At 69.6% G+C, this 22,115-nt stretch carries 13 protein-coding genes and 5 pseudogenes; 5 read left to right on the forward strand and 13 right to left on the reverse strand.

Annotated elements, in window-relative coordinates; genetic code table 11:
• Positions 1-494: 494 nt before the first annotated feature.
• Together A6302_RS00465 and A6302_RS00470 are read right to left on the reverse strand one after the other, a co-directional pair.
• Entirely contained in the window at positions 495-1,469 is a 975-nt protein-coding gene (locus A6302_RS00465; RefSeq protein ID WP_069305376.1) for a translocation/assembly module TamB domain-containing protein, read from the reverse strand.
• Positions 1,466-3,397 (reverse strand): autotransporter assembly complex protein TamA, encoded by a 1,932-nt coding sequence (locus tag A6302_RS00470; RefSeq protein ID WP_141703341.1) that lies wholly within the window; start codon positions 3,395-3,397, stop codon positions 1,466-1,468. The genes A6302_RS00465 and A6302_RS00470 overlap by 4 nt, the downstream gene beginning before the upstream one ends.
• 257 nt (positions 3,398-3,654) lie before the next feature.
• On the opposite strand from A6302_RS00470, the gene A6302_RS00475 reads away from it, so the two are divergent.
• Positions 3,655-4,881: an ATP-binding response regulator gene (locus A6302_RS00475; RefSeq protein ID WP_069305378.1), complete on the forward strand. Its 1,227-nt coding sequence runs from the start codon at positions 3,655-3,657 to the stop codon at positions 4,879-4,881.
• 36 nt (positions 4,882-4,917) lie between these two features.
• On the opposite strand, the gene A6302_RS00480 is transcribed toward A6302_RS00475, so the two are convergent.
• The gene (locus A6302_RS00480; protein ID WP_083255371.1) at positions 4,918-5,967 is read right to left on the reverse strand and encodes a PAS domain-containing protein; all 1,050 of its coding nucleotides are present in this window, start codon (positions 5,965-5,967) and stop codon (positions 4,918-4,920) included.
• 244 nt (positions 5,968-6,211) lie between these two features.
• Between A6302_RS00480 and A6302_RS00485 the strand changes: the two are divergent.
• A pseudogene (locus A6302_RS00485) lies at positions 6,212-7,691 on the forward strand (methyl-accepting chemotaxis protein).
• Positions 7,692-7,782: 91 nt separating this feature from the next.
• Here A6302_RS00485 and phbB read toward each other — a convergent pair.
• Entirely contained in the window at positions 7,783-8,508 is a 726-nt protein-coding gene (gene phbB / locus A6302_RS00490; protein WP_069305380.1) for an acetoacetyl-CoA reductase, read from the reverse strand.
• Positions 8,509-8,659: 151 nt separating this feature from the next.
• Positions 8,660-9,830: pseudogene (locus A6302_RS00495) on the reverse strand (acetyl-CoA C-acetyltransferase).
• Between the two features lie 416 nt (positions 9,831-10,246).
• Here A6302_RS00495 and phaR point away from each other — a divergent pair.
• Entirely contained in the window at positions 10,247-10,828 is a 582-nt protein-coding gene (gene phaR, locus A6302_RS00500; RefSeq protein WP_069305381.1) for a polyhydroxyalkanoate synthesis repressor PhaR, read from the forward strand.
• Positions 10,829-11,226: 398 nt separating this feature from the next.
• Positions 11,227-11,598: a hypothetical protein gene (locus tag A6302_RS00505; RefSeq protein WP_141703342.1), complete on the forward strand. Its 372-nt coding sequence runs from the start codon at positions 11,227-11,229 to the stop codon at positions 11,596-11,598.
• Between the two features lie 45 nt (positions 11,599-11,643).
• Here the strand turns inward: A6302_RS00505 and A6302_RS00510 are convergent, their stop codons facing one another.
• The 6 genes and pseudogenes from A6302_RS00510 to A6302_RS00535 form a co-directional block, all read right to left on the reverse strand.
• Positions 11,644-12,063, reverse strand: a complete 420-nt coding sequence (locus A6302_RS00510; RefSeq protein ID WP_069305383.1) for a hypothetical protein — start codon at positions 12,061-12,063, stop codon at positions 11,644-11,646.
• Between the two features lie 167 nt (positions 12,064-12,230).
• The gene (gene rpmF, locus A6302_RS00515) at positions 12,231-12,416 is read right to left on the reverse strand and encodes a 50S ribosomal protein L32 (protein WP_069305384.1); all 186 of its coding nucleotides are present in this window, start codon (positions 12,414-12,416) and stop codon (positions 12,231-12,233) included.
• A 170-nt stretch (positions 12,417-12,586) separates the two neighbouring features.
• A pseudogene (gene mtgA, locus A6302_RS00520) lies at positions 12,587-13,260 on the reverse strand (monofunctional biosynthetic peptidoglycan transglycosylase).
• Between the two features lie 448 nt (positions 13,261-13,708).
• Positions 13,709-15,004 (reverse strand): oxalate/formate MFS antiporter, encoded by a 1,296-nt coding sequence (oxlT, locus tag A6302_RS00525; protein ID WP_069305385.1) that lies wholly within the window; start codon positions 15,002-15,004, stop codon positions 13,709-13,711.
• A 539-nt stretch (positions 15,005-15,543) separates the two neighbouring features.
• Positions 15,544-16,923 (reverse strand): sigma-54-dependent transcriptional regulator, encoded by a 1,380-nt coding sequence (locus A6302_RS00530; RefSeq protein ID WP_069305386.1) that lies wholly within the window; start codon positions 16,921-16,923, stop codon positions 15,544-15,546.
• Positions 16,916-18,763 carry a sensor histidine kinase gene (locus A6302_RS00535; protein ID WP_069305387.1) on the reverse strand — a complete coding sequence of 616 codons (1,848 nt, stop codon included), beginning with the start codon at positions 18,761-18,763 and terminating at the stop codon, positions 16,916-16,918. Before A6302_RS00535 ends, A6302_RS00530 begins: the two co-directional genes overlap by 8 nt.
• 303 nt (positions 18,764-19,066) lie before the next feature.
• Between A6302_RS00535 and A6302_RS00540 the strand changes: the two are divergent.
• Positions 19,067-19,956, forward strand: a pseudogene (locus A6302_RS00540) (polyprenyl synthetase family protein).
• A 76-nt stretch (positions 19,957-20,032) separates the two neighbouring features.
• Here A6302_RS00540 and ispG read toward each other — a convergent pair.
• Together ispG and A6302_RS00550 are read right to left on the reverse strand one after the other, a co-directional pair.
• A pseudogene (gene ispG, locus A6302_RS00545) lies at positions 20,033-21,288 on the reverse strand (flavodoxin-dependent (E)-4-hydroxy-3-methylbut-2-enyl-diphosphate synthase).
• A gap of 31 nt (positions 21,289-21,319) precedes the next feature.
• Positions 21,320-21,853: a Fur family transcriptional regulator gene (locus A6302_RS00550; protein WP_069305388.1), complete on the reverse strand. Its 534-nt coding sequence runs from the start codon at positions 21,851-21,853 to the stop codon at positions 21,320-21,322.
• Between the last annotated feature and the right edge of the window lie 262 nt (positions 21,854-22,115).

A 22,115-nucleotide genomic window follows, 5' to 3' on the forward strand; every position in this document is an offset into this window, starting at 1 on the left:
GAAGGTGCTCGCTTCCGGGTCGGTCGCGGCCGTCGCCTCGATCCGGCCGGTGGGCAGGGTGACCACCGCTTCGTCGAGGGTGAGGGCGCCGGTGTCGGCGGCCGAGCCGCGGGCGGCGACCTCGACCGCGCCGAGCGCGCGGCCGTCGGCCAGGGTCACCGAAGGCGCGGTGATGGTGGCATCGAAGGCGGTGCCGGCGGTGCTGACGAGGCCGCCCGCGCTGCGCCGGACCGTGGCGGCAAGGGTCGCGGAGGGCACCGAGATGCCCGAGGCGATCAGGCTGCCGGCCGTGGCGTCCAGCACGACCTGCGGTTCGGCGATGGTGCCGGTGACGGTGGTGGTGGCGGAGACGTCGCCGAAGATCTGGATGTCCGGCGGGGCAAGGCCGGCAAGGCCGGCCGGCGTGACGCGCAGATCCGCCTTCGCGGTCACGGTCTGGCCGTCGGCGCCGAGCGTGCCGGTGGCGTCGACGGAGAGGTTCTCGCCCGAGACGGTCAGGGCGTCGAGCGCGCGGCGCCGTCGTCGCCGTAGATCGCGGTGGCGGCCACCTGTACCGTGCCGGCCAGCAGGGGCCGGATGTTGGCCGGCAGGGCTTCGGCCACGGCCGCGTCGAGGTTGGCGGCAAGGCGGTAGCCGGGCGCGTTGTCGCCGAGCCGGGTGATGGTTGCCTCGCCGCCGATGCGGGCAAGGTCGGCGCCGGCGCGGGTTGCGGCGGCATCGATCCGGCCGGTCCAGTCGCCGATCGGGCCCTCGCCCTGCACGGCGATGGCAATGTCGGTGTCGGCGGGCAGGCCGGCCAGCGGCTGCAGCGTGCCGCCCGGCGGCTCGCGGGCGTCGAGATCGACGGTGAGGCGCCCGCTCTCCGGCACATAGGCAAGGACGAGGCGCACATGGGCCTCGGCCTCGGCAAGGCGGGTGAGGTCGAGGCTGAGGTTGACGCCGCGGGTGGCGGCATCGGCCGGCACCAGCGCGGCGCCGGCGAAGGTCAGCCGTTCCTCCTGGCCGAGCACCGGCTGGCCGAGACGCACGAGGCCGACGTCGACGGCCTTGAGGTCAAGACCGATCGGCAGCGACAGCGAGGTGGTGGAGGTGGTTTCCGGCGCGGGTTCGGCGGAGGGGGCCGGCAGGCGGGCGACGTCGACGGTGCCGACGCCCAGGCGTTCGACGGCCAGCGTGCCCGAGAAGATCGAGGACGGGCTCCAGGCGAGACCGATGCGGTCGATGTCCAGCCACACGCCCTCGGCGTCGGCCACCGTGACGCCGGTGATCTCCAGATCGTCCAGCGGACCGGAGACCGAGGCGATCCGCACGGGCACGCCCGCAAGATCGGAGCCGAAGGCGGCAAGCGCGGGCCAGGTCGCGCGGCCGGGGCCCGTGAAGATCAGGACCGATGCGGCAATGATCACGAGAAGCACGAGCGCCAGCACGGTGGCGAGAAAGATGCGCGCAAGCCGCAGAATGATGGTCAAAAGGACTGTCCCAGACTGATGTAGAGCGCGAACGCATCGTCGCCCTCATCAGGATTGAGCGGCACCGCCACGTCGGCGCGAAGCGGGCCGATGGGTGTATAATAGCGCAGTCCGATGCCGGCGCCGACCTTGATGTCCTCGGAAAAGTCCGGGAACTCTTTCGCGAAGGAACTGCCCGCGTCGATGAAGGGCACGATGCCGATGGTGTCGGTCACCTTGGCGCGCAGTTCGACCGAGGTTTCGAGGAAGCTGCGGCCGCCGATGATCTCGCCGTCGGCGGTCTTGGGGCTGGCGCTCTGGAAGGCGTAGCCGCGGATCGAGCCGCCGCCGCCGGCAAAGAAGCGGCGGTTGGCCGGCACGTCCGCGAGCGAGGGGCCGAAGATGCCGCCGGCGGAGACGCGGCCGGCGAGGATGAAGCGCGCGTCGTCATCGATCTTCTGGTAGGCGGACAGGCTCGCCTCGCCGATCAGCATGAAGCCGGTGTCGCCGATCTGGCCGGCGGCCGGCTCGAACTTCGCCGTGGCGCGGATGCCGGTGGCCGGGTCCAGCTTGTTGTCGGTGGTGTCATAGGCGACCGTCAGCGGCACGCTGGCGAACAGATACTCGTTGGTGCCGAACACGTCGTCGATGGTCGAGGCCTCGACGGCAAGCGAGCCGGACACCGAAAGCTGGTCGGTGATCTTGCGTTCGAGGCCGACGCTCGCCTCGGCACCGGTGCGGATGTAGGCGTCGGTGGATTCGCGCAGGATCTTGGCGCTGGCGATCAGGTCGTCGCGTGCGGTCAGCACGGCGGGCTTGGAGAAGGTCGCACCCAGCAGATAGGTGAAATCCTCCGGGTCGGCGGCCTCGATGCCCGAGACCTCGGCGTCGATCCGCAGCTTCTCGGCACCGCCGAACAGGTTGCGATGGCCCCAGTAGCCGGAGACCAGCGCGCCGGTGTCGGTGCCATAGGCGACGTTGAAGCCGATGTAGCGCGGCTTGCGCTCCTCCAGCTCGACCACCACCGGGATCGTTCCGTCGGGGCCGATCGCCTCGCCGGGGCGCACACGGACCGAGGAGAAGACGCCGAGGGCATTGAGCTCTTTCGAATAGTCGTCGAGCGCCTTGGGCGAATAGCGCTGGCCGGCCGCGAAGGGCGCCTTCTTCAGGATCAGGCCGGTGTCGACGTTCTCGGCGCCGGACACCCGGATCTCGCCGAGGTCGGCAACGCCGCCCGGGGCCACCAGATAGGTGACCTCGACGGTGTCGTCGGCATGTTCGGCGACGACGTCGCGCGAGACGACGGCGGCGAGCGGATGGCCGCGCTGCTTGAGCAGGGCGACGATCCGGCTCTCGCCGGCGATGATGTCGCCGGAATTGGCGGGCGCGCCGATGGTGAGCCCGGTGGTGCCGACCTCGACCGGCACGGGCTCGTCGCCGACGCCGACGATGTTGATTTCCGAGAAGCGGAACACCGGGCCGGGCGTGACGGTGATCGTCGCCGTCAGCGTTCCGCCGGCGGCGGCCGCGCGCTCGATGATCGCGCCGGCATTCTCGTCGAGCACGGAGGTTCCGGCGATGGTGACGTCGACGAGGGCGCCGTAGCGGGCAGTGCCATAGAGCACGGCGACGAGGCGGTCCTTGTCGACGAGGGCGCGGCGGAACACGTCGTCGGGATTCTCGATCTCGTCCTCGGCAACGTCGTAGAGCTGGGACGCGGTCTCGATCTCCGCGCGGATCGCCTCGTCGCCGCCCTCGACGACGATCTCGACGGCGAGAACGGCCGGTGTGGCCGGCGCCGCCTCGGCGGTGGCCTGCTGGGCATGGGCGGGGGCGATCAGACCCGGCGCCGCGGCGGCGAAAAGCCCGGCCGACATCGCCAGCGCACGGCAGGCGCGCAAGGGAAGCTGCGGGGGTCGTCGTCCGGATCGTCTGTCGTCGCTACGCATTACGCTGTCGCCGGCCTCTGTTCCTGTGCCCGCGGACCGGGCCGGTGCCAGCCGCGCCCTGAACCGGCAGCGGCTTTGCCGGACGTCGTCCAGGCCTCGGTCCGCCGTGGCCACGACCCGCCGGTTGCCCCGCGAGCCTGGATCGGTCCTCTGAACACCTTGGCCTCCCTGCCTTAAACGCACCTTAACGATACCGGTTCACGATTGCGAGATATCTCCGATGCGTGGCACGCGCGTGCCGATGAAGTGTGGATACGATGCATCAGGACACGAGCAACGAGCCCGACGCCGCGGCCATGGCCGGGCACGAGATCCGCGGCCCCCTCGGCGTGGTGGCGGCGCTGGCCGACCTGCTTGCGACCCGCTGCGGCCCGGACGGGGAGGCGGCCCGGCTGACCGACCTGATCCGGCTTGCGACCTCGCAGGCGCTGGCCGTCGCCGACGATCTGGTCGATCGGGGCAGCGTCGGCGCCGGCGCCGGGCTGCGGGTCGTCCCCGGGCCGTTCGATCCGGCGGTGCTGGCCGCCGATCTCGTCCGCCTCTATGCGCCGCTCGCCAGCGGCGGCGCGGCGCGGGTGACCGCCGACGTCGATCCGGACGTTCCGGCCGCGGTAATCTCCGACGAGCGCCGCATCCGCCAGATCCTCACGGGGTTCATCGGCAATGCCTTCAAGCACGCGCCGGGCAGCCCGATCCGGCTGATGGTGTCGATGCGCGGCGACCGGGTCTGTTTCGAGGTCTGCGACGACGGCCCGGGGCCCGGCGCCGCCGCGTCCTTCACCGCCTTCCGCGCCCCCGCCGCCGGACGCCCGCCGGTGCATGGCGCCGGCCTCGGCCTGTTCATCGCCGACCGGGTGGCGCGGGCGATCGGCGGCGCCATCGTGATTCTGGCCGGCCGCTCCGGCGGCACGGTCGCCCGTCTCGAGATCGGTCCGATGCCGCAGGAGACCGTCGCCGATCCGTCGCTGCAGGATCGTGAGCCCGTTGATGCCGGAGCGCGGCCGCAGGTCGTCGAGGCCCTGCCGGCGCGCCCTGCGCCGCCCGTTCCTGGCCGACCCGTGATTGGGCTTCCCCAGGGTATTCCGCCGTCCGAGCGGCCCTTCTACGGGCGGACCGCGCTGGTGGTGGACGACAGCCAGATCTCGATCGTGCTGATGACGACGCTGTTGCGCGACTTCGGCTTCGCCGTCGCCGTCGCACGGTCGTCGGCCGAGACCGAGGCGGCGGTGGCGCTGCGCCGCCCGGACGTGGTGCTGACCGACTGGACGCTCGCCGGCGAGACCGGCGCCGACGTGGTGCGCCGCCTCGACGAGGCCTTCGGGCGCGAACGGCCGCCGGTGGTCTGCGTGACCGGCCAGGAGCGGATGCCGGCCGAGCGTCTGTTCTCCGGCCTGCTGCGCAAGCCGTTTGCGCCGCACGAGGTGTTCGACCTGCTGGCCGGCGTGCTTGGTCACCGGCTCGGCCTGGCACCGAGCGCGGGCTGAGCGAGGACTGCCGCCGCGCAGCCGGGTTGCCGTCCGTCAGCGGCCGGCGTCGAAGCTCACCGTCACCCGGCCGTTGGCGAGCGCGACGACCACGCCCTCGCGGCGGAAGATCCCGCGGATCGTCTCGGTGAAGCCGACATTGACCTGCCGGTCGGGATGGCCGGTTTCCATGCGCCGGATCGTCGAGACCGACACGCCGCTCGCGGCGGCGAGGTCCGCGATCGACCAGCCGAGGGCGGCGCGCGCCGCGCGGAGCTGGCCGGGCGTGAGGCCCTGCTCGGCGGTCGCGGCGGAGGCGGTTTCCCTGCCGCCGGCCTCCTTGCCCCCTGTCTCCGGAACCGGGAGGCAGATGCCGACGAGTTCCACCATCTGGCCGTCGCGATTGAGCACCGGCGTCGCCGTCGCCTCGAAGCGGCGGTAGGCGCCATCCTGGCAGCGGATCCGGTAGCGCATCGTGAAGCCGGTCCGCTGTTCCAGCGCGCCGAGCCAGGTCTGCCGGGTCGCGACCAGGTCCTCCGGATGAACCACGTCGAGCCAGCCGTTGCGCTGGACATCGGCAAGGCCCTGGCCGGTGAGCTCGCTCCAGCCATGGAGATCGGTGACGATGCCGGCCGGGTCGGCCACCCAGATCACGCCGCCGAGTCGGGCCGAAAGGCTGGCATTGCGCAGGCTGGTCCGCTTGAGGGCGTCGGTCATCGCCCGTTCCGTGGTGATGTCGAAGACGACCCCGGCGGCCTGGCGGACCTCGCCGTCGCCGTCGACGAGCACGTCCCCGTAGCCGCGCAGCCAGCGCATCGTTCCGTCGGGCCGGATGATCCGCAGTTCGCGGTCGAAGATCGTGCCGCTGTCCCGGATCATCGTCGTCGTGTCGAGATCGAGACGATCGTCCGGATGCAGCAGCCGCTGGTACAGTTCGAGCGAGGCCGGAGTGGCCGGATCGACGCCGAAGATGCGGTAAAGCCCGGGCGACCATTCCACCGCCCCGGTTGGAACATCCCAGACCCAGGTACCGACCTTGCCACGCATTTCGATGCTTCGCAGAAGTTCGTATGATGACCATCGGGTCATTCTCTTCCTGTTCGGCATGTCATCCTACTCGTTGTGAGGTCGTCGCGGTCGAATCCCGGTCGGGAACTCTTGATCTGGAGCAGAATGTGCTCCGGATCAATCGCTCCCTCTCTCGATCCACGCCCTCGTGAGCACTTTCGTCTCCAGACAGCGCCGTCCGGTCCAGTCTTTCGTTCAAACATCCTCAAGTGTGAGTGGCGTATTTTCATCAAACGCCCACCACGGCGAGGACCGCAGGACAGACAAGTAGACGGAGGATCGGATGTCCTTTTTCCGCAGCAGCGAGACGGACGCGCTCATGAGGGGCCTCGACAGGTCCTATGCGATGATCGAGTTCGATCCGACGGGAAAGATCCTGGCCGCCAATGCCAATTTTCTGACGCCCTCGGCTATTCGCTGGACGAGATTCGCGGGCGCCACCACTCATTGTTCGTGACGCCGGAAGACCGCGACAGTGCCGTCTACAGGGAATTCTGGAAGAAGCTGGAGCGCGGCGAGGTGCATGTCGGCGCGTTCAAGCGCATCACGAAGGATGGACGCCATGTCTGGATCGAGGCCACCTACAACCCGGTGTTCGGGCGTGGGGGCCGCACGATCAAGGTGGTGAAACTTGCCACGGACATCACGCAGCGCAAGCTGGCCGCGCTCGAGTCGGCGGGCCAGATCGCGGCGATCAACCGGGCCCAGGCCGTCATCCATTTCACGCTCGACGGCACCGTCACCGAGGCCAACCAGAATTTCCTCGACGCGCTCGGCTACCGGATCGAGGAGATCCGCGGCCAGCACCACCGCATGTTCATGGAGCCGGGCGAACGTGACAGCGCGGAATACCGGCGCTTCTGGGACGATCTGCGTCGCGGCGAGTTCCAGTCGGCCGAATGCAAGCGGATCGGCAAGGGCGGGCGCGAGGTCTGGATCCAGGCCACCTACAATCCGATCCTCGATGACGCCGGCCGGCCGCTGAAGGTCGTCAAGTTCGCCACCGACATCACCGCGCAGGTCGAGGACCGCCGGCGCCGTCATCGCCTGCAGGGCGTCATGATCGACGAACTCGCCGAGGTCGCCAAGGCGATCTCCGAAACCAGCCGGCAGGCGACCGATGCCGCCACCGCCTCGGCGGAGACGTCGTCGAACGTGCAGGCGGTCGCCTCGGGGGCCGAGGAACTCGTCGCGTCGGTCGAGGAGATCAGCCGCCAGGTGGGCCAGGCGCTCGTGATTTCCACCGGCGCGGTGCGGCAGGCGCAGGACACCACCGGCGTCGTGGCCAGCCTTGCCAGCGCGGCGCAGAAGATCGGCGACGTGGTGGCGCTGATCAACTCGATCGCGGCCCAGACCAACCTGCTGGCGCTCAACGCCACCATCGAGGCGGCGCGCGCGGCGAGGCCGGCAAGGGCTTCGCGGTGGTTGCCAGCGAGGTGAAGAGCCTCGCCTCGCAGACGTCGAAGGCGACCGAGGAGATCCGCGCCCAGATCGGCGCGGTGCAGACGACCACGGATGAGGCGGTCGGTGCGATCGAGTCGATCGCGATGACCATCTCGCAGATCAACGACATCTCGGCGAGCATCGCCGCCTCGGTCGAGGAACAGTCGGCCGTGACCCGCGACATGTCGTCGAACATGCACACCGCCGCCCACGGGGTCGACGTGGTGACCCGCAACATGGGCACGATCGCGGACTCGACCGGGCAGGTCGACGCGGCGACGCGCCGGGTGCGCGAGGCGTCGATGGCGCTGGTCGCCTGACCGGCGTCGTCCCGGCCCGCGCCGCAGGACGAAAAGGGACCCGGAGGACGTCGCCTCCGGGTCCTTTTCGTTTCAAGCCGTGGGTCCGCCTTCAGCCGTTGGCGATATACTGGCCGCCGTTGATCGTCAGCACCGCGCCGGTCATGAAGCCGGCCGCCGGGGAGGCGAGGTAGACGGTGAGGGCGGCGATTTCCTCGGCCTTGCCGAGGCGGCCGACCGGGATGCCCTTGATGATGCCCTTCAGCACCTCCTCGGGCACCGCCGCCACCATGTCGGTGTCGATGTAGCCGGGGCAGATGCAGTTGACGGTGATGCCCTTGAAGGCGCTTTCCTGGGCCAGCGCCTTGGTGAAGCCGATCACGCCGGCCTTGGCGGCCGAATAGTTGGTCTGGCCCATCTGGCCCTTCTGGCCGTTGATCGACGAGATGTTGACGATCCGGCCGAAGCTGCGGGCGCGCATGCCCTCGATCACGGGCTTGGTCATCGTGAACATGGAATCGAGGTTGGTGGAGATTACCGCCTTCCACGCGTCGAAGGACAGCTTGTGGAACATGGCGTCGCGGGTGATGCCGGCGTTGTTGACGAGGATGTCGACCGGGCCGAGCTCCGCCTCGACCTTGGCAAGACCGGTGGCGCAGGCCTCGGCGTCGGCCACGTCCCACTGGTAGACGGCGATGCCGGTCTCGGCCCTGAAGGCCTCGGCCTTTTCCACGTTGCCGGCAAAGGTGGCGGCCACGGTGTGGCCGGCGTCCCTGAGGCCGATCGAGATGGCCGCGCCGATGCCGCGCGTGCCGCCGGTGACGACTGCAATGCCCATGATTCTCTCCCTGTTCTGGATGCCGCAGCGCCCCCCGGCGCGCGGTTGCCGTCTTCTTCTTATCTGCCCGGCGGCGCGGGGCGCCGCGACCTGTCGTCCCGAAGGCGATGGCGGGACGACAGGTCGCGGGCTGCGGGACGTGTCAGGCGCCTCAGCGTTCGACGGTGAGCGCGACGCCCATGCCGCCGCCGATGCAGAGCGTGGCAAGGCCCTTCTTCGCATCGCGCCGCGCCATCTCGTGCAGCAGGGTCACCAGCACGCGGGCGCCGGAGGCGCCGATCGGGTGGCCGATGGCGATCGCGCCGCCGTTGACGTTGACCTTGCCGGTGTCCCAGCCGAGGCCCTTGTTGACCGCGCAGGCCTGGGCGGCGAAGGCCTCGTTGGCCTCGACGAGGTCGAGGTCGTCGGTGGACCAGCCGGCCTTCTGCAGCGCCTTCTTCGAGGCAGGGATCGGGCCGGTGCCCATCACGGCCGGGTCGACGCCGGCGGTCGCCCACGAGGCGATGCGGGCGAGCGGGGTGAGGCCGCGCTTCTCGGCCTCGGCGGCCGACATCAGTACCACGGCGGCGGCGCCGTCGTTGATGCCGGAGCGTTGCCGGCGGTGACCGAGCCGTCCTTGGAGAAGGCCGGCCGCAGCTTGGCGACGGTGTCGAGGGTCGTGCCGGCGCGGATGTATTCGTCCTGGTCGACAACGATGTCGCCCTTGCGGCCCTTGATGGTGAAGGGGGTGATCTCGTCCTTGAACCGGCCGGCCTTCTGGGCGGCCTCGGCCTTGTTCTGGGAGCGACGGCGAAGGCGTCCTGCTCGTCGCGGGTAATCTGGAATTCACGGGCGACGTTCTCGGCGGTGGTGCCCATGTGGTAGCCGTTGAAGGCGTCCCACAGGCCGTCGCGGATCATGGTGTCGACCATCTGGAAGTCGCCCATCTTCACGCCGCCGCGCAGATGCGCGCAATGGGGCGCCATCGACATGCTCTCCTGGCCGCCGGCGACGATGATCGAGGCGTCGCCGCTGGCGATCTGCTGCATGCCGAGGGCGACCGCGCGCAGGCCGGAGCCGCAGAGCTGGTTGAGCCCGAAGGCGGTGGCCTCGATCGGCACGCCGGCGTTGATCGCGGCCTGGCGCGCCGGGTTCTGGCCCTGGCCGGCGACGAGCACCTGCCCGAGGATCACCTCGTCGACCTCGGCCGCCTCGACGCCGGCCTTGTCGAGGACGGCCCGGATCACCGCGGCGCCAAGGTCATGGGCGGCGACGCTCGCGAAGGCGCCGTTGAAGGAGCCGACCGCCGTGCGGGTGGCCGAAACGATGACGATGTCTGACATGGTGCTCTCCCGGTCTGGCGGTGTGCCTCGCCCGCCCGTCTCTTGGTTCCGCCCGCAGCCGGCGGTGCACCGCCCATGCGGGACCGATGCCTGACCAGCACTAGAGAAGTTTCGCGCGGGCTCTGTCAACCGCGGGAAGGGTGGCATTTCGTCGTGACGCGACCTGCGGTCGCGCCCCTGCGGACGCTCCTTTGCCCCTCGGGCCGCGTGCACCGCAGATGGCCCGTGCTGCAGGGCGAAAACCTGTGGTCGCGGCTGCGAAAACCGCCTAGTCTTCCGATGTGTGGGACGGCTCCGGCCGTCCGCGCCGTGTCGGGGAGGACCTTCGGCGCACGGCAGCGGACGGTCACACGGCGCGACAAGCGCCGGGCACCGGGTATGCGGTCCGCGCGTGGTCTGGGAGGACGACGATCTCAATGGCAAAGAACGACACACCAACCATCATCAAGAAATACGCGAACCGGCGTCTCTACAACACCGGCACCAGCACCTACGTGACCCTCGAGGATCTGGCCCAGATGGTGAAGGGCGGCGAGGACTTCATCGTGCACGATGCGAAGTCCGGCGAGGAGATCACCCGCTCGGTGCTCACCCAGATCATCTTCGAACAGGAAGGCAAGGGGCAGAACCTGCTGCCGGTCACTTTCCTGCGGCAGTTGATCCGCTTTTACGGCGACAGCATGCAGACGCTCGTGCCGGGATACCTGGAGCAGTCGATCGCCTCGCTGACCCGCGAGCAGGAGAAGTTCCGCCAGACGATGACCCACACCTTCGGCGGCACGGGCCTCGAGGCGATGGAAGAGCAGGTGCGGCGCAACGCCGAGATGTTCGAGAAGGCCATGCGGATGTTCATCCCCTTCGCCGCCGGCGAGACGGGCGAGGGCGCCCCGAAGCCGGCCGAGGCGCCCGAAGCGCGCAGCGCCGACATCGACGGTCTCAAGGAGCAGATCGAGGCCATGCAGCGCCGGCTGGACAAGCTCGGCGCCGAAAAGGCCTGAGGGGTCCGGCGAGGGACTCGCGAGGGCTGGCGGAGGGTGGCGGCTTCGGCGCGCCGCACCTGCCGGTCCTCGGTCCGGCTGCGTCTACAGGTCGCCAAATCTCCGGCTCGCGGGCCTTCTCCGCGCCTTGCAGCGCTGGGGGGCGGCGCTCGATCCCCCCTTTCTTCAAATTCCGACGGTCGCCAACCCGGCATTGTCATGTCCGGGACCGATCCGCCCTGTCCGGCGTTGAAAGGTTAATGCGAAGGGCGTAGCATTAACCATTCGTTAAGACCTGCGTCGTTTCGCGGTGGCACAGCCAGGCGAGGGCCTCTGCGGCCCGCGACTTGCTGAGTCTCGGGCAAGGGGCAGGGCGCGGCGCGCTTGTGTCCCGGAACGGGACGACGAGGATGCGGATCTTGGACATCGGCCGAACCATCGACAGGACAGGCACCGCGCGGGTCTCCCCGCGCCGGGTGGCGTCCGCGTCGGCGGGCAGCGGCGCCGACCGGGACGAGCGCCACGAGCCCCGGGGCGAGGCCATGTCGGAGGGGCGGGACATCGTCCTGCTCGAGCCGGTGTCGCCGCGCGAGAGCAGCGGCCATTACCGCGCCGGCGCCCCGTTCATCGCCCAGCTGATCGCCAACCGCGAGACCACGCCGGCCGGCGGCGAACGTCGCGCGAGCCGGGCCAACGGCGCCGTCGCGCCGCGCGCCAATGAAGCCTATGGCCGGGCCGGCCGGCTTTCCACGGCCATCGAGCCCGGCTTCCTGCTCGCCCGCAGCTGCTGAGCGGACCGTTTCTCCCGGACCAGTCTCCCTGATCGAGGCCCGCGCTCAGCGGTCGTCGGCGCCGAAGCTGACGTCGCGGCGGGCGCCGGCGATCGAGATCGAGAATCCGGCGACGACGTCGATGAAGGCGATCACCGTCAGGATCACGAACACCGAGTGGGCGGCGGCGGCGATGGTGAGAAATTCCGCCAGATACATCACGAACACCAGCATCGACATCAGGTGGTCGGCGAGCGCGCCGGTGCCGAACCGCGTCGCCTTCAGGATCTCGACGAACAGGCAGACGATGCCGGCAACGATCATCATGTCGCCCGAGGTCGGCGTGAACCGCGCCCCCGACAGCATCTCGATGGTGAACAGCGGCACCAGCCAGGGATCGCCGCCGCCGGCCTGGCCGGCCAGATCGAAGGCGAACAGGTTGAAGACGACCAGCGGGATCAGCGTCAGCGGAATGTTGGCGATCATGTCGGCGCCTCGGCGGGGGCTGGAGCATCGGTCCGAAACGGGGGTTGCGGTTTTCGGAAAAGCCGATGCTCTGGAGGGGAGCGCGGGCGGATCTTCCATGAAAAAAGGCCGACCTGATGGCCGACCTTCCTTCGTTCAGTCCTGCGCGGGGCCGGAAGGGATACGCCTCAGACGGCGTCCTTCGGCTCCAGGATCTGGCGGCCGCGGTACATGCCGGTCTTCAGATCGACATGATGCGGACGGCGCAGTTCACCCGAGGTCTTGTCCTCGACGTAGGTCGGAGCCTTCAGCGCGTCCGCAGAGCGGCGCATGCCACGCTTCGAAGGCGAGGTCTTCCTTTTCGGCACTGCCATCGGTCAAAACTCCATCGTCTGTCCAACGCCCGAACCTTGATCGTCACGGGCGGACGTTGCAGGCGCATATTCACGTGAATGGGCCGGCTTATACAGTCCCCGGCCGGTTTTGGCCAGAGCGATCTTGAGAAAATCCCGCCGAATGCCGGCAGAAACGCCGAGCCGGCGGCTCAGCTCTCGAAGACGCAGGCGACATAGGCGCCCGACTGGCGCTCGCGCCGCTCGATCACGCGGGCGATCGAGCGCTGGCCGCGGCCGGGCTTGGCCGGGTTGCGCAGGAACGGATTCGGCAGCGCCGAGACCAGCAGCGCGGCCTCCTTGCGGCTGAGCTTGGCGGCCGGCTTGTCGAAATAGTGCCGGGCCGCCGCCTCGGCGCCGTAGATGCCGGCGCCCCATTCCGCGGTGTTGAGATAGATCTCGATCATCCGCCGCTTGCTCCAGACGAGGTCGGCGTAGAGCGCCAGCGGGATCTCCAGCCCCTTGCGCACATAGGAGCGCGAGGACCAGAGGAAGAGGTTCTTGACGGTCTGCATCGGGATCGTGCTGGCCCCGCGCGCCGGACCGCTGTCGCCGGCGCCGTCGAGCACCAGCGTGAGCGCGTCCCAGTCGACGCCGCCGTGCTCGCAGAAGCGGCCGTCCTCGCTCATGATCACGGCGCGCACGAGATAGGGGGAGATCTCGTCGAAGCCACCCAGTCACGCTCGTAGCCACCGGCCAGCACGAGGTCGCGCAGCATCAGGGTGGAGGCCGGCGGCGGCACGACCGCGTAGACCGGCACCAGCGCCGCAACGACCACGACCGCGAGCAGCAGCAGCCTGGCCGCGCCGAAGACGATCCTGAGCAGGAGCGGGCGCGCGCCGGGCGGGCGCCGGGGCGGACGTCGGAGGGATCGGTGGCGTCATCCACGCGGCGTGCCTCGGCATGGGGTCCCCGGACAGTGTGGCGGCCCGTCGGCCAGGCTCGGGCAACCATAGCAACAGGGCTCGCGGATACGAAGCCACTTTCCCATGGGTGCGGTTCGCCGGGGCGTGGAGGCAGGGCCTGCCGGTGCAGGATGGCGCGCAAAAAAAGCACCCCGACCGGAGGTCCGGACGGGGCGCAAGTCTGGGAGGGTGCCGTCCGGGCCCGCGCAAGAGAACCCGTCCGGCGGAGATCGGATGTCCGGGGGAGATGGACATCCGGGACAGAAGGGCAGAGGCGAGGTGCCGCTGCCCTTCCGAGGCGGGAGCCATCGGCGCCGATCCAGGGGGCTTCGTCGTCCCCGTGGATGGCGCCGGCGGCGAAGTCGCCGATCAGGCGTGGGCGGCCTTGGAGTTGTAGACCACGCCGTTGCTCTCGTGATGCCTGACCAGCATCGGACGGAGCACCGTGATGGCGAGGACCGCCGCGAGGATGTCCATGCAGGCCACGGTGTAGAGCACCGAGTTCCAGGTGCCGGTGGCTTCCATCAGGATGTTGCCCATCGGGACGAGGAGCGCGGCGATACCCTTGGCGCAGTAGAGGACGCCGTAGATCTTGCCGATGTGGGCGCTGCCGAAGGTGTCGGCGGCCGTGGCGGAGAAGAGGCTGTAGACCTCGCCCCAGGCCAGGAACACGACGCCCGAGAGGATGATGAACGCCCAGGGGTTGCTGCCGAAGTAGCCGAGCGCGACGATGCCGAGGCCTTCGAGCGAGAAGGCGATGAACATGGTCTTTTCACGGCCGATATGGTCGGACACCCAGCCGAACAGCGGACGCGAGATGCCGTTCAGGATGCGGTCGAGCATGAGGGCGAAGGGCAGGGCGGCCATGGCGAAGAAGTAGAGGTTGACCTCGAACTCCTTGACGCCGAGGTCTTCGGCGATGACGCCGAGCTGGGCGACGGCCATCAGACCACCGGTCACGGTGCAGGTGAACATGACCAGCATGACCCAGAACACCTTGGTCTGGAGGGCTTCCCCCAGGGTGTAGTCGCGGCGGCTCTGGATGACGGTCGAGGAGAAGGACACTTCACCCTTGCGCGGGCCCTTGAGGCCGATGGCGGCGATCAGGATCACGGCGCCCTGGAGCAGGCCGAACCAGAAGAAGGCCGTCTGGTAGCCGCTGGCGGCGATCACGGACGCGATCGGGATGATGGTGAGCGCGGTGCCCGAGCCGTAGCCGGCGGCGGTGATGCCGACCGCGAGACCGCGGCGATCCGGGAACCACTTCAGGGCGTTGTTGATGCAGGTCGAGTAGACGCAGCCGACGCCGATGCCACCGATGATCGAGGCGACGTAGAAGCCGGTCAGCGAACCGGCGTAGCTGTCGAGCACCCACGAACCGCCGGTCATCAGGCCGCCGAACATGACGACGTTGCGGGGGCCGTAACGGTCGATGAAGTAGCCGACGACGGGCGAGGCCCAGGTCTGAACGACGACGAAGATGGTGAAGGCGACCTGGATCGAGGCGCGGGTCCAGCCGTGGACGGCCTGGATCTCGGGCACGAACAGGGTCCAGGAGTACTGGATGTTGGCGGCGGCGACCATGCAGATCACACCGACGACGAGTTGCATCCAGCGGTTGGCCGACGGGGCTACCGCCGGCGCTGCAGACATCTGAGCAGACATTGAGCGTTTCCTTATTTCAAAACTTCGGCTTCTCGTGGGCTTGGTGTCTTGAGACTTGAATCGATTGATATGCGAGGTCGGCGGGCTCTCCCGTAGCTGTTCCGAGCTGTGGACCCTTGATGGCAAGCTGCGTGCCAAGCGGCGAGCGGGCGCAAATTTTTGAGCAAACTATTGATCGGAAAGCAGAAAATAATTCCGTCATCCGAATGTCCGGAGAAAGCCACAATCCGGCTCGGCGGAATCACGCCGATCGGCGAAGGTCCGCTCGGCGTGATCTTGCCGAAGGGCGCGAGGCGCCCTGACGGCGGTCCCGGCGTCGTCGCCCCATGCGTCATGCATCACTCGCATGTCGTGTGTCCAAGCCATGCGATGGGGCCATGCGAAGGCGCGCGAGGTGTCCCTGCAGCAAGGCAACCTGGGGCGGGCGGCAGCTCAGGGGCGCGGGGACGGCCGGACCGGGCGGGGGACGACCGGGCGTCGGCAAGGGCACCGGAAGCTGCGCCCGGCATGGGTGCCGCCGCCAGCCCCGAGAGCGCGGCTCAGCGGCCGGCGTTCTCGCCGGCGGCGAAGGCGGCGCGGTCGATGCCGAGGCGGGCCATCTTCTCGTTGAGGGTGCGGCGCGGCACGTCGAGCCGCTCCATCACCGCGGCGATGTTGCCGCCGGATTCGGCGAGGGCCTGCTCGATGATCCGCCGCTCGGCCTCTTCCAGTTCGCGGGCGAGCGACAGGCGCCGGCTGGCGGGTGAGGCGGGGGTGGCGAGCCTCGGTTCCAGCGCCTCGCCGAAGCCGAGAGCGTAGCGCTCGGCGGCGTTGCGCAGTTCTCGGATGTTGCCGGGCCAGGAATGGGCGCGCAGGGCCGAGAGTGTCGCGGCCCGCAGCGGGCGGGGTTCGCGGCCGTGGCGTTCGGCGCTGGAGGCGGCAAAATGCTCGAACAGGAGGACGATGTCCTCCGCCCGCTCGCGCAGCGGCGGGATGTGCAGTTCGACGACGCAGAGCCGGTAGTAGAGGTCGGCGCGGAAGCGGCCGTCCTCGCTGGCGACGCGCAGGTCGACCTTGCTGGCCGCGATGGTGCGGGTGTCGGCCTGGATCGTCTGGTTGGAGCCGAGGCGCTCGATGGTGCGGTCCTGCAGGGCGCGCAGCAGCTTGGCCTGCACGGCGGCCGGCATGCTCTCGATCTCGTCGAGGAACAGGGTGCCGCGGTGGGCATGCTCGAACTTGCCGATGCGGCGGGCGACGGCGCTGGTGAACGCGCCGGCCTCGTGGCCGAACAACTCGCTCTCGACCATGGTCTCGGGGATCGCCGCGCAGTTGATGGCGACGAACTGCTGGCGGGCGCGGCGGCCGAAATCGTGGATGCAGCGGGCAACGAGGTCCTTGCCGGCGCCGGTCTCGCCGTAGAGCACCACGGCGGCGTCGCTGGCGGCGACCTCGGCGACGGCGGCGCGCAGCGACCGGGCCGCCTGCGAGGTGCCGATGATCCGCGATTCCAGCGAATCCTCGGCCACGGCCCGGCGCAGCATGCGGTTGTCGAGGGTCAGGCGGCGCTTCTCGCAGGCGCGGCGGACGATGTCGGTGAAGCGCTCCGGCGAAAACGGCTTTTCCACGAAGTCGTAGGCACCGATGTGCATCGCCTCGACGGCGGTCGACACGTCGCCGTGGCCGGTCATCACCACCACCGGAAAGTCGGGATCGATCGCCAGCGTGCGGCGCAGCAGCTCCATGCCGTCCATGCCGCCGAGGCGCAGGTCGGTGACGAGAATGCCCGGATGGTCGTGGCGGATCGCGGCCAGCGCCGGCTCGGCGGCGGGAAAGGCCTCCACCGTGTGGCCGGCGATCTGCAGCCACTGCTCCACGGCCTGGCGCATCGGCGCTTCGTCGTCGACCAGCAGGATCGGGACGTTTTCCTTCAGGTCAGGCATGGGCGAGCGTCTCCGCCCGGGTGGGCCGCCGGACATGGCGGGGCAGCACGATCACCATTTCGGCGCCGCCCCCGGCAAGGTTGGCGGCGGTGAGCCTGCCGCCGAAGCTTTCGATGATGCCGTGGGAGATCGACAGGCCGAGGCCGAGGCCGACCCCGCTCGGCTTGGTGGTGAAGAAGGGCTCGAACAGGCGGTCGAGGACGTCCTCGGCGATGCCGGCGCCGTTGTCGACAATGCGCAGCACGGCCTCCTCGCCGCGGGCCGCGGCCTCGATCCGGATGCGCGGGTCCGGGGCGCCGGACAGCGCATCCATGGCATTCTGGAGCAGGTTGAGGATGACCTGCTCGAGCAGCACGGGGGTCGCGATCACTTCGGCGTCGGCATCGATCCGGCTCTCGATGGCGATGCCGGCGCTGCGCGCCTGCGGCCCGACGAGGATCAGCACGCGATCGACCGCGTCGCGCAGGTGCAGCGGCACGGCCGGGTCGCCCTGGCCCTTGCGGGCAAACCGTTTCAGGTTGCTGGTGATCCGCGCCATCCGCTCGGTCAGCCCGGCGATCTCGTCGAGATTGGCGCGCACGGCCGTGCGGTCGCCGCGGGTGTCGAGGATCCGGGCGCTGGCGGTGAAGGTGGCAATGGCCGTGAGCGGCTGGTTGATCTCGTGGGCGAGCGCGGCCGACATCTGGCCGAGCGCCGCCATCTTGCCGGCCTGCAGCAGTTCGCCCTGGATCTGGCGCAACTGGGCTTCCATGCGGCGCTGCTCGGTGAACTCGGCATGCAGCGTCTTGTTGGCCTCGCGCAGCTCGCGGGTGCGCAGCTCCACCGCCCATTGCAGCCGGGCCTGGGCCCGGCGCGAAATCGACAGCGCCCGCTGACGCTGGCCGACGTAGAGCGCCAGCATCACGGCGAGCGCGGCCAGGGTGCCGCCGATGATCGCGCCGTCGCGCTCGGTGGTCTGCAGCGGACCGACGTCGGTCAGGCGGCGCACGGTCCAGCCATGCTCGAACAGGCGGGTGTGCTGGACGAGATAGGTGCTTGTGCCGCCGGGTTCGCGGATGCGGACCATCCGGTCCGGCTCGGTGTCGTCGAGGGTGACGATGTCGAGCGGATCGAGCCGCTGGTCGACATAGCGGTCGGAATAGACGATCTCGGCCTTGAGCGGCGAGGTCAGCGGCGCCAGCGTCTTGTAGCGCCAGGCCGGCGTGCCGGTCAGAAGGACCACGCCGTTCTCGTCGGTGACGATGATCTTCTCGCCCACCGCCTCCCAGCTGGCCTCGAGGTCCGAGAAGTCGATCTTGACGACGGTCAGGCCGATCACGTTGCCGCCGTCGGTCTCGCGCACCGCCTCGGCGAGGAAATAGCTGGTGCGGCCGGTGGCCGGGTCGATGCCGAAGAAGGCGGCGCTGCCCTGGCTGATGGCGGTGAGGAAATAGGGCCGCGAGAGGTGGCTGGTGCCCAGCACCGAGGTCGCCGAGGTGTTGTCGCTGGCCGAGATCACCATGCCGTTGCGCGCGACCACGTAGATGGCCGCGGTGTTGGCCTCGGTGCCGATCATCGCCAGCTTGCGGTGCAGCGGATAGCTGCCGGGCCGCGGCGGCGTGGCCTTCAGCACGTCCTTGACGTCGGGGTCGAGGGCGATGATGCGGTGGATGTGATCCTGGCGGCCGATCTCGTTCTGGATCTGCGAGGCGGCGAAGGCAAGCCGGTGCGCGCCGGCATCGCGGAAGGCGGCGAGCTCGTCGTCGCGCCACACCGTCTTGAACACGAAGGCGCAGGCCGCGATGAGAACCACCGAGGCGACAGCGAACACGATCCTTTCGAGCGGCTTTTTGAGGCTCATTTCGGCCTGGCCGTTTCCATCCCTGTAACAACCTTATGGTATATTGTGTGCCAGCAAATGTCCTCCGGCATTTTTGGTCCGGCCGAAGCCGGGCTGCGGCGGCGAATGCGCCTGCCCCATCTGCGGCCGACAGAGTCCGCCTCGTCGCCCGCCACGTCAAGCTCCCCCCCTCCGGACGGCCCGTTCGCGCCCTGCTCTGTCAGTCGTGGACGACGCCTGCGCCGTCCGCTATGGAGGCGGCGTCAGGGGACACGCCATGGATCGCCGCGCCTTCGAACTTCGCCTTGCCGAGACTGCGCCCTCGTGGACGCGCGCCTTGCGGCGCTGCTTGATGAGGCGCCGCAGGAGGGCGAGATCCTGCGCCCCGCGCGCCTGCTGGACGCGATGCGCCACGCGGTGCTCGGCGGGGGCAAGCGGCTGCGCCCCTTCCTCACCATCGAGACCGCCCGGCTGTTCGGCCGCGACATCGACGACGGGGCCGGCGACCTCCTGCTGGCCGCCGCGGCGACCGAATGCGTCCACTGCTATTCGCTGGTCCATGACGACCTGCCGGCGATGGACGACGACGACATCCGGCGCGGCCGCCCCACCGTCCACAAGGCCTTCGACGAGGCGACCGCGATTCTGGCCGGCGATGCCCTGCTCACGCTCGCCTTCGATCTCCTTGCGCGGCCGGAGGCCGATCCCGACCCCGCCCTGCGGCTCGATCTGGTACGCGGCCTCGCGCGCGCGGCCGGGCTTGGCGGCATGGTCGGCGGGCAGATGCTGGATCTTGCCGCCGAGGGTCGGTTCCAGCCGCTCCGCCGGCCGCTGGACGCGGCGGAGATCCGCCGCTTGCAGGCGATGAAGACCGGGGCGCTGCTGCGCCACGCGGTCGAGGCCGGCGCCCGGCTCGGCCGGGCCGGCACCGCGGATCTCGCCCGGCTGGTGCGCTTCGGCGAGATCGTCGGCCTCGCCTTCCAGCTGGCCGACGACCTGCTCGACGTGACGGCGGACGCGGCCACCCTCGGCAAGGCGACGGCCAAGGCGCCGGGCGCGGCAAGGGCACGCTCGTCGGCCTTCACGGCGTCGAAGCTGCGCGGACGATGCTCGGCGATCTGGTCGGCGAGGCCGAGGGTCTGCTTTCGGGCTTCGGTGCGCGCGGCGCGGTGCTGGCGGAGACCGCCCGCTTCGTCGCGGCCCGCGACCGCTGACGAGGCGCGCCGGCGGGGCACCTCGATCGCCCCTGGCGGACAGGCTTCGAGAGGTCGACCCTGTCCGCGGCCGGTCTCACTCCGCCGCGTCGCGCGAGCTGCCGCCCGGGCCCCAGCGCTTCTCGATATAGCCGAGCACCAGCTCGCGGAACTCCTCGGCGATCGCCGGGCCGCGCAGGGTCATCGCCTTCTCGCCGTCGATGTAGACCGGGGCGGCCGGGGTCTCGCCGGTGCCGGGCAGGGAGATGCCGATGTCGGCGTGCTTCGATTCCCCCGGGCCGTTGACGATGCAGCCCATCACCGCGACCTTCAGCGCCTCGACGCCCGGATAGCGGCTGCGCCAGGCGGGCATTTCCTCGCGGATCTGGTCCTGGATGCGGCTGGCGAGTTCCTGGAACACGGTGGAGGTGGTGCGTCCGCAGCCGGGGCAGGCGGCCACCACCGGCACGAAGGCGCGAAAGCCCATCACCTGCAGAAGCTCCTGCGCCACCTGCACCTCGCGGGTGCGGTCGCCGCCGGGCTCGGGGGTGAGCGAGACGCGGATCGTGTCGCCGATGCCCTGCTGGAGCAGGATGCCCATGGCCGCGGAGGAAGAGACGATGCCTTTCGTACCCATGCCGGCCTCGGTGAGGCCGAGATGGAGCGCGTGGTCGGAGCGGCGGGCGAGCTCCCCGTAGACGGCGATCAGGTCCTGCACCTGGCTGACCTTGGCCGAGAGGATGATCTTCTCGCGCGGCAGGCCGATCTCCTCGGCGCGGGTGGCCGAGAAGATCGCCGACTGCACGATCGCCTCGCGCATGACCTGTGCGGCGGTGAGCGGAAAGCCGGCCGCCTTGTTCTCGTCCATCAGCCGCGTCAGCAGCTCCTGATCGAGCGAGCCCCAGTTGACGCCGATGCGCACGGGCCTGTCGTGGCGGATCGCGATCTCGATGATCTCGCCGAACTGGGTGTCGCGCTTGGCCTTGAAGCCGACGTTGCCGGGGTTGATCCGGTATTTCGCCAGCGCCTCGGCGCAGGCGGATGGTCCTTCAGCAGCTTGTGGCCGATGTAGTGGAAGTCGCCGATCAGCGGCACGAACACGCCGATCCGCTCCAGCCGCTCGCGGATGCGCGGCACGGCGGCCGCGGCCTCGGCGCGGTCGACGGTGATGCGCACGAGTTCGGAGCCGGCCTTGGCGAGGTCCGCGACCTGGCGCACGGTGGCGTCGATGTCGGCCGTGTCGGTGTTGGTCATCGACTGGACGACCACCGGGGCCGAACCGCCGACGGTCACACCGCCGACATCGACGGACACCGTGCGGCGACGTGGCTTGAGGCTGAGCGGGTCGGTCATGCGAAGCGGCTCCGGCGGCATTCGGGAAAACTCATTCGGCGGCGTCGGCGTCGTGATCGAGGCCATGCGCAAGGGCGGCACCTTTCGCCCGGCAGGCGGCGCACAGGCCGCGCAGCTCCAGCACCGCCGACTTCACCTCGAAGCCGGAGGCGCGGGCAACGCCGTCGATGCGGGTGAGGAGATCGGTCGCCTCGGCCTCGACCGCGACGCCGCAATCCTCGCACAGCAGGAAGATCGCGCCGTTGCCATGGGCCTCATGCTCGTGCGAGCAGACGACGAAGGCGTTGCGGCTCTCGATGCGGTGGACGAAGCCGTTGGCGATCAGGAAATCGAGGGCGCGGTAGACCGAGACCGGGCTCGGGCGCTTGTCGGTCGCGGCGATGCGGTCGATCAGCTCGTAGGCGGTCATCGGCACGTGATCGTGGAGCAGGGCGGCCAGCACCGTGCGCCTCGGCGCCGTCATGCGCAGGCCGAGCCGCGCGCAGGCGCTCTCCACCCGGTCGAGGGCCGTCTTGCGGCACTGGCCGTGATCATGGTCGTGATCGTGGTGGTGATGCGGGTGCACGGGATGGGTCCAATCTGCCGTTCGCCCTCATATAGCGCCGCAGCTTGCGGCGAAAGTCGCGGCAGCCTGCAGGCCCGAGAGAATGTGCCAGATCGGTCGAAAGTCCGGTCGAGAGAATGTGAAGCATCGCCTCTGGATCAATTGCGGTGGCACGCGCACTTATTGCGGTGCACACTTCATCGATCCCCTCCACGGACATTTCCGCATCCGGGCCCTTCAGCCGCCCTTGCCCCTGATCCGCGCGCCACCGGTTTTCGCAGAC

It is taken from the genome of Methylobrevis pamukkalensis (assembly GCF_001720135.1).
GTDB classification, from domain to species: domain Bacteria; phylum Pseudomonadota; class Alphaproteobacteria; order Rhizobiales; family Pleomorphomonadaceae; genus Methylobrevis; species Methylobrevis pamukkalensis.

What these genes read in the sequence shown, in the direction of transcription:
- A6302_RS00470 (WP_141703341.1), bottom strand. Translation starts at nt 3,397, where the DNA reads ATGCGTAGCGACGACAGACGATCCGGACGACGACCCCCGCAGCTTCCC.
- A6302_RS00475 (WP_069305378.1), top strand. Translation starts at nt 3,655, where the DNA reads ATGCATCAGGACACGAGCAACGAGCCCGACGCCGCGGCCATGGCCGGG.
- A6302_RS00480 (WP_083255371.1), bottom strand. Translation starts at nt 5,967, where the DNA reads ATGCCGAACAGGAAGAGAATGACCCGATGGTCATCATACGAACTTCTG.
- phbB (WP_069305380.1), bottom strand. Translation starts at nt 8,508, where the DNA reads ATGGGCATTGCAGTCGTCACCGGCGGCACGCGCGGCATCGGCGCGGCC.
- phaR (WP_069305381.1), top strand. Translation starts at nt 10,247, where the DNA reads ATGGCAAAGAACGACACACCAACCATCATCAAGAAATACGCGAACCGG.
- A6302_RS00510 (WP_069305383.1), bottom strand. Translation starts at nt 12,063, where the DNA reads ATGATCGCCAACATTCCGCTGACGCTGATCCCGCTGGTCGTCTTCAAC.
- rpmF (WP_069305384.1), bottom strand. Translation starts at nt 12,416, where the DNA reads ATGGCAGTGCCGAAAAGGAAGACCTCGCCTTCGAAGCGTGGCATGCGC.
- oxlT (WP_069305385.1), bottom strand. Translation starts at nt 15,004, where the DNA reads ATGTCTGCTCAGATGTCTGCAGCGCCGGCGGTAGCCCCGTCGGCCAAC.
- A6302_RS00530 (WP_069305386.1), bottom strand. Translation starts at nt 16,923, where the DNA reads ATGCCTGACCTGAAGGAAAACGTCCCGATCCTGCTGGTCGACGACGAA.
- A6302_RS00535 (WP_069305387.1), bottom strand. Translation starts at nt 18,763, where the DNA reads ATGAGCCTCAAAAAGCCGCTCGAAAGGATCGTGTTCGCTGTCGCCTCG.